8 protein-coding genes are annotated in these 6,545 nt (G+C 70.7%); all 8 read right to left on the reverse strand.

The window, feature by feature from the left end:
• On the reverse strand, positions 1–366 hold a 366-nt coding region (locus IG86_RS0137685), incomplete at its 3' end, for an ABC transporter substrate-binding protein (RefSeq protein WP_030903009.1).
• A gap of 191 nt (positions 367–557) precedes the next feature.
• A complete protein-coding gene (locus IG86_RS0137690) occupies positions 558–1,907 on the reverse strand; it encodes a sulfate adenylyltransferase subunit 1 (RefSeq protein WP_030826418.1) in 1,350 nt (449 codons plus the stop codon).
• Positions 1,908–1,909: 2 nt separating this feature from the next.
• On the reverse strand, positions 1,910–2,848 hold the full coding sequence (gene cysD, locus IG86_RS0137695; protein WP_030826416.1) for a sulfate adenylyltransferase subunit CysD: 939 nt from the start codon (positions 2,846–2,848) through the stop codon (positions 1,910–1,912).
• Positions 2,845–3,390 (reverse strand): adenylyl-sulfate kinase, encoded by a 546-nt coding sequence (gene cysC, locus IG86_RS0137700; RefSeq protein WP_030826414.1) that lies wholly within the window; start codon positions 3,388–3,390, stop codon positions 2,845–2,847. The genes cysD and cysC overlap by 4 nt, the downstream gene beginning before the upstream one ends.
• A gap of 35 nt (positions 3,391–3,425) precedes the next feature.
• Positions 3,426–4,154, reverse strand: a complete 729-nt coding sequence (locus tag IG86_RS0137705; RefSeq protein WP_030826412.1) for a phosphoadenylyl-sulfate reductase — start codon at positions 4,152–4,154, stop codon at positions 3,426–3,428.
• Positions 4,151–4,330 carry a hypothetical protein gene (locus IG86_RS0137710; RefSeq protein ID WP_030826410.1) on the reverse strand — a complete coding sequence of 60 codons (180 nt, stop codon included), beginning with the start codon at positions 4,328–4,330 and terminating at the stop codon, positions 4,151–4,153. The genes IG86_RS0137705 and IG86_RS0137710 overlap by 4 nt, the downstream gene beginning before the upstream one ends.
• Positions 4,327–6,033, reverse strand: a complete 1,707-nt coding sequence (locus IG86_RS0137715) for a nitrite/sulfite reductase (protein ID WP_030826408.1) — start codon at positions 6,031–6,033, stop codon at positions 4,327–4,329. Before IG86_RS0137715 ends, IG86_RS0137710 begins: the two co-directional genes overlap by 4 nt.
• A gap of 141 nt (positions 6,034–6,174) precedes the next feature.
• Positions 6,175–6,351 carry a hypothetical protein gene (locus IG86_RS45705; protein WP_157854987.1) on the reverse strand — a complete coding sequence of 59 codons (177 nt, stop codon included), beginning with the start codon at positions 6,349–6,351 and terminating at the stop codon, positions 6,175–6,177.
• Positions 6,352–6,545 lie beyond the last annotated feature (194 nt).

Below are 6,545 nucleotides of genomic sequence, written 5' to 3' on the forward strand. Positions count from 1 at the left end.
GATGGACGGCGAGGGGCCGATGAAACCGATGTCGAGGGAGCCGCCGTTGAGGGCTTCGATCTCGGACGGACCGGCGTTGAAGGTCTGCGGCTTGATCTTCGTGCCGTTCAGTTCCTTCTCGATCAGGCCCTCCTGGATACCGACGAGCGCGGTGGCGTGCGTCAGGTTCGGGAAGTACCCGATACGGACCTCGGAGGCCGACAGCTTCTTGCCGTCCGCAGCGGGGGCGTTCGCCTTGCCGTCGCCCTTGTCCTCGGCCTGGGAGCCGTAGCCGCAGGAGGCGAGCGCGCCGATCAGGAGCGGCAGGGCAGCGGCGGCGGCGAGGCCGCGTCGAAGGGTCTTACGGGTGGAACCGGTGGCAGGCACGGGAGGGCTTCCTCTCGCCGCGCCGTCGTTCTACGGCGCGGATTCTCGTCTGTGGAGCAGGGGCGGGTACGGCTCGCGGCGAACGGTCATCGCGCACATCGCGCCACGCCCCCCTGGCCGCTGCCGAGGGCGCCGCTGCCCACGCGGCCGCCCTCCTTCGCGAAGGTCGAGTAGAGATCGACGAACATGGTCTAGAAGTCCCAGCCCTCGTCGTCCGGCTGGACGGTCGTCTCGGCCTGGGAAGCGAAGGACTCGCCCGCCATGCCCGCGGCCAGGGTGGTCCCGTCCGCCGGGTCGATCAGCAGGAAGGATCCGGTACGGCGGGAGTCGGCGTACGCGTCGAGCGCGAGGGGCTCGGCGGTACGGACGACCACGAGGCCGATGTCGTTCGCCACCAGCTGCCCGGGCTCCGGGTGCTGGGACAGGTCGTCCAGCGTCAGCCGCGAGGGGATCTCCTTGACGATCGCCTTGACCGTGCGGGTCGTGTGCTTGATCAGCACCCGGGCGCCCACGGCGAGGGGCTGGTCCGCCACGTGGCACACCGTCGCGACGACGTCCTGCGTGGTCGCGGGGGCGTTCGCGGACGGCGCGATCAGGTCGCCGCGGGAGATGTCGATGTCGTCCTTCAGCCGCACCGTCACCGACTGCGGGGCCCAGGCGATGTCCACCGGCTCGCCCAGCGCGTCGATGCCCTCGATGACCGAGGTCCGGCCCGACGGCAGGACCGTGACGGCCTCGCCGACGCGCAGCACGCCGGAGGCGATCTGGCCCGCGTAGCCGCGGTAGTCGGGGTGCTCCGCGGACTGCGGACGGATCACGTACTGCACCGGGAAACGCGCGGGGCAGGCGGTGAGGTCGTGGCTGACCGGGACCGTCTCCAGGTGCTCCAGCACCGTCGGGCCGCCGTACCAGTCCATGTTCGCCGACGGCTCCACCACGTTGTCACCGGCGAGGGCCGAGATCGGGATCGCGGTGATCTCCGGGACGCCCAGGTCCGAGGCGTAGGCGGTGAACTCCTCGGCGATCGCCGCGAAGACCGGCTCCTCGTAGCCGACGAGGTCCATCTTGTTCACGGCGAGGACCACGTGCGGGACGCGCAGCAGGGCCGCGACGGCCGCGTGTCGGCGGGTCTGCTCGATCACGCCGTTGCGGGCGTCGACGAGGACCACCGCCAGGTCGGCGGTGGAGGCTCCGGTCACCATGTTCCGGGTGTACTGCACGTGCCCGGGGGTGTCCGCGAGGATGAACCGGCGGCGCGCGGTGGCGAAGTAGCGGTACGCGACGTCGATGGTGATGCCCTGCTCCCGCTCGGCGCGCAGGCCGTCGGTGAGCAGCGCGAGGTCGGGGGCCTCCTGGCCGCGCTGGGCGGAGACGGCCTCGACGGCCTCCATCTGGTCGGTCAGGACCGACTTGGAGTCGTGCAGCAGCCGGCCCACCAGGGTGGACTTGCCGTCGTCGACGGAACCGGCGGTCGCGAAGCGCAGCAGGGTGGTCGCCGCGAGGTCGTCGAGCCCGGCGACCTGATCGGTGGTGCTGGTCATTTCTAGAAGTACCCTTCGCGCTTGCGGTCTTCCATCGCGGCCTCGGACATCTTGTCGTCGGCGCGGGTCGCGCCCCGCTCGGTGAGCCGGGAGACGGCGATCTCGGCGATCACGGCGTCGAGCGTGACGGCGTCGGAGTCGACGGCGCCGGTGCAGGACATGTCGCCGACGGTGCGGTAGCGGACGAGCCGCGTCTCGGGCGTCTCGCCCTCCTTGGGGCCGCCCCACTCGCCGGCCGTCAGCCACATGCCGTTGCGCTTGAAGACCTCGCGCTCGTGGGCGAAGTAGATCTCCGGCAGCTCGATGCCCTCGCGGGCGATGTACTGCCACACGTCCAGCTCGGTCCAGTTGGACAGCGGGAAGACGCGCACGTGCTCACCGGGCGCGTGGCGGCCGTTGTAGAGCTGCCACAGCTCGGGCCGCTGGCGGCGCGGGTCCCACTGGGAGAACTCGTCGCGCAGGGAGAACACGCGCTCCTTGGCGCGGGCCTTCTCCTCGTCGCGGCGGCCGCCGCCGAAGACCGCGTCGAACTTGAGGCTCTGGATCGCCTCCGTCAGCGGGACGGTCTGCAGCGGGTTGCGGGTGCCGTCGGGGCGCTCGCGCAGCGTGCCGGCGTCGATGTAGTCCTGGACGGACGCCACGTGCAGGCGCAGCCCGTGCTCGGCGACGGTGCGGTCGCGGTACTCCAGCACCTCGGGGAAGTTGTGGCCCGTGTCGACGTGCAGCAGCGAGAACGGCACCGGCGCCGGCGCGAACGCCTTGAGCGCCAGGTGCAGCATGACGATGGAGTCCTTGCCGCCGGAGAAGAGGATCACCGGCTTCTCGAACTCGCCCGCCACCTCGCGGAAGATGTGCACGGCCTCGGACTCGAGGGCGTCGAGGTGCGACAGCGCGTAGGGCGCGTCCGTCTCTTCGTGGACGTGTGCGACGGTCGTCGTCATGCCAGACCCCTCTCGGTGAGCAGCGCGTGCAGGGCCGAGGCCGACTCCTGCACGGTCTGCGTGTGCGACTCGATACGGAGGTCCGGGGACTCCGGCGCCTCGTACGGGTCGTCGACCCCGGTCAGACCGGAGATCTCGCCCGCCGCCTGCTTGGCGTACAGACCCTTCACGTCACGCTCGGAGCACACCTCGACCGGGGTGGCCACGTGCACTTCGAGGTAGTCCGTCGCGGCGGCGGCATGCCGCTTGCGGACGGCCTCGCGGCTGTCCGCGAACGGCGCGATCACCGGCACCAGCGCCTTGACGCCGTTGCTCGCGAGGAGTTCGGCGACGAAGCCGATCCGCTGCACGTTGGTGTGCCGGTCCTCGCGGGTGAAGCCGAGTCCGGCCGAGAGGAACTCGCGGATCTCGTCCCCGTCGAGCACCTCCACGCGGTGGCCCTCGGCACGCAGCCGCTCGGCCAGCGCGTAGGCGATGGTGGTCTTGCCCGCGCTCGGCAGCCCGGTCAGCCACACCGTGGCGCCCTGGTCGCTCACGCTCATCTGCTCTGTCTCCGTAAGTTCTTCGCTGGTCGTCATCAGCCGTGCAGTCCGCACTCGGTCTTGCCCCGCCCGGCCCAGCGGCCGGACCGCGCGTCCTCGCCCTCCGCCACGCGGCGGGTGCAGGGGGCGCAGCCGACGGAGGCGTAGCCGTCCGTCAGCAGCGGGTTGGTGAGTACGCCGTGCTCGGCGACGTACGCGTCCACGTCGTCCTGGGTCCAGCGGGCGATCGGCGAGACCTTGACCTTCTGCCGCTTCTCGTCCCAGCCGACCACCGGGGTGTTCGCCCGGGTCGGGGACTCGTCGCGGCGCAGCCCCGTCGCCCACGCGTCGTACGCCGTCAGGCCCTCTTCCAGCGGCTTGACCTTGCGCAGCGCGCAGCACAGGTCGGGGTCCCGGTCGTGCAGCTTCGGCCCGTACTCGGCGTCCTGCTCGGCCACGGTCTGCCGCGGGGTCAGCGTGATGACGTTGACGTCCATCACCGCGCCGACCGCGTCCCGGGTGCCGATGGTCTCCTCGAAGTGGTAGCCCGTGTCGAGGAAGACCACGTCCACACCGGGGAAGACCCGCGAGGCCAGGTGGGCGACGACCGCGTCCTCCATGGAGGAGGTCACGGCGAACTTCCCGCCGAACGTGTCGGCCGCCCAGCGCAGGATGTCGAGCGCGGAGGCGTCCTCCAGGTCACGGCCGGCCTGCTCGGCCAGCTCCTTGAGGGTGGCGGCCTTCAGGCCGGCGTTCTTGAGACTGGCGTCTTGCGTGGTGGTCATATCTCGTCCCCTCCCGCTGAGTTCGTCCCGACGCCCCGGGACAGCAGCCCCAGGTACTTCAGCTGGAAGGCCCGGTTGCAGGCCCTGCATTCCCACGCGCCGTGGCCCGTCTCGTTGGGGAACAGGTCCTCGTCGCCGCAGTACGGGCAGTAGAACGGCGCGGCTCGCTCGCTCACGAGAGGCTCTTCTCGTCCGCGCGGGCGACCCAGGCCGCGAAGCGCTCGCCGTCCTCGCGCTGCTCCTCGTAGCTCTTGACGACCCGCTCGACGTAGTCGGGCAGACCGGCCGAAGTGACCTTGAGGCCGCGGACCTTGCGGCCGAAGCCGGCCTCCAGGCCGAGGGCGCCGCCCAGGTGGACCTGGTAGCCCTCCACCTGGTTGCCGTCGTCGTCGAGGACCAGCTGCCCCTTGAGACCGATGTCCGCCACCTGGATACGGGCGCAGGCGTTCGGGCAGCCGTTGATGTTGATGGTGATCGGCTCGGCGAAGTCCGGCAGACGGCGCTCCAGCTCGTCGATGAGCGAGGCGCCGCGCGCCTTGGTCTCGACGATGGCCAGCTTGCAGAACTCGATGCCGGTGCAGGCCATCGTGCCGCGGCGGAACGGGGACGGCTTGACCCGCAGGTCCAGGGCCTCCAGCGCCTCGACGACCGAGTCGACCCGGTCGGCCTCGATGTCGAGCACGATCATCTTCTGCTCGGCGGTGGTGCGCAGGCGGCCGGAGCCGTGCTGCTCGGCGATGTCCGCGATCTTGGTCAGGGTGGCGCCGTCCACGCGGCCCACGCGGGGCGCGAAGCCGACGTAGAACTTGCCGTCCTGCTGCTGGTGGACGCCGACGTGGTCGCGCCACTGACCGGAGGGCTGCTCGGGCGCGGGGCCGTCGGTCAGCTTCCGCTTCAGGTACTCGTCCTCCAGGACCTGGCGGAACTTGGCCGGACCCCAGTCGGCGACGAGGAACTTCAGGCGGGCGCGGGTGCGCAGCCGGCGGTAGCCGTAGTCGCGGAAGATCGAGATGACGCCCTCGTAGACGTCCGGGACCTCGTCGAGCGAGACCCAGGTGCCCAGGCGCACACCGAGCTTGGGGTTGGTGGACAGGCCCCCGCCGACCCAGACGTCGAAGCCGGGACCGTGCTCGGGGTGGTTCACGCCGACGAACGCGATGTCGTTGATCTCGTGCGCCACGTCGAGCAGCGGCGAGCCGGAGATCGCGGACTTGAACTTGCGGGGCAGGTTGGAGAAGTCCTTGTTGCCCACGATGCGGCGGTAGATCTCGTCGATGGCGGGGGTGCCGTCGATGATCTCGTCCTGTGCGATGCCGGCGACGGGCGAGCCGAGGATGACGCGGGGCGTGTCACCGCAGGCCTCGGTGGTGGACAGGCCGACGGCCTCCAGGCGGCGCCAGATCTCCGGGACGTCCTCGATCCGGATCCAGTGGTACTGCACGTTCTGGCGGTCGGTGAGGTCGGCGGTGCCGCGGGCGAACTCCTCGGAGATCTCGCCGATGACGCGCAGCTGCTCGGTGGTCAGCCGGCCGCCGTCGATGCGCACGCGCAGCATGAAGTACTTGTCGTCCAGCTCCTCCGGCTCCAGGATCGCGGTCTTGCCGCCGTCGATCCCGGGCTTGCGCTGGGTGTAGAGGCCCCACCAGCGCATGCGGCCGCGCAGGTCGTTGGGGTCGATGGAGTCGAAACCCCGGTGGGCGTAGATCGTCTCAATGCGTGTCCGCACATTGAGACCGTCGTCGTCCTTCTTGAACTGCTCGTTGCCGTTGAGGGGCGTGTGGTGTCCGACGGCCCACTGACCCTCGCCGCGGTGACGGCCGGTCTTGCGGCGCGCGGCGGCTGCGGGTGCTGCTGCGGGCGTTTCGGGGGTGGCGGCCATGGCGGTACGTCCTTCTTGGGCGGCTCAGGGCAGGGGCGGGTGTAGCGGGTGGGGTTGGCGTGACCCCTGGACGCTGAGCGGGTGCGGCCGATTGCCCGCGCCTTTGCCGGGGTGACCGGCGGACAGGGCGGTGTTCGGCCTTCAGGGGACTGCGGTGATCGACACTTCCACGGCGACGATGCCGGGATTGCGGCGATGTGCGGCGGTTGCTGGTTCCGTCAGCACGCCGGACAGATGGCGCTGGACATGCGGCCGAGGTCGACGTGCCGCCGACTCACCAAGGCAATTCCAGCTCCATTCATGGCGGAAGCGTGTCATGGGCCGATTGGAGGAGTCCACTACTGTCCATGATGCGGACGAACTCGTCCCGCATCGTGGGACGACGTGACGGGGGTCACCCTTGCCCTGGCCGGGCGCTGCCGTTGTTCTTCCGCCTGCGGGCCGGTGGTCGCGCCTCAAGCGCCGGCGGGGCTGGGTTCGGCCGCCCGGTCGGGGTCGGGAAGGGGGGTGGG

The sequence above is a fragment of the Streptomyces virginiae genome, assembly GCF_000720455.1.
GTDB classification, from domain to species: Bacteria; Actinomycetota; Actinomycetes; order Streptomycetales; family Streptomycetaceae; genus Streptomyces; species Streptomyces virginiae.

Excerpts from the sequence above, each read along its gene's own strand:
- IG86_RS0137690 (WP_030826418.1), bottom strand. The coding sequence starts at position 1,907 with ATGACCAGCACCACCGATCAGGTCGCCGGGCTCGACGACCTCGCGGCG.
- cysD (WP_030826416.1), bottom strand. The coding sequence starts at position 2,848 with ATGACGACGACCGTCGCACACGTCCACGAAGAGACGGACGCGCCCTAC.
- cysC (WP_030826414.1), bottom strand. The coding sequence starts at position 3,390 with ATGAGCGTGAGCGACCAGGGCGCCACGGTGTGGCTGACCGGGCTGCCG.
- IG86_RS0137705 (WP_030826412.1), bottom strand. The coding sequence starts at position 4,154 with ATGACCACCACGCAAGACGCCAGTCTCAAGAACGCCGGCCTGAAGGCC.
- IG86_RS0137715 (WP_030826408.1), bottom strand. The coding sequence starts at position 6,033 with ATGGCCGCCACCCCCGAAACGCCCGCAGCAGCACCCGCAGCCGCCGCG.
- IG86_RS45705 (WP_157854987.1), bottom strand. The coding sequence starts at position 6,351 with ATGACACGCTTCCGCCATGAATGGAGCTGGAATTGCCTTGGTGAGTCG.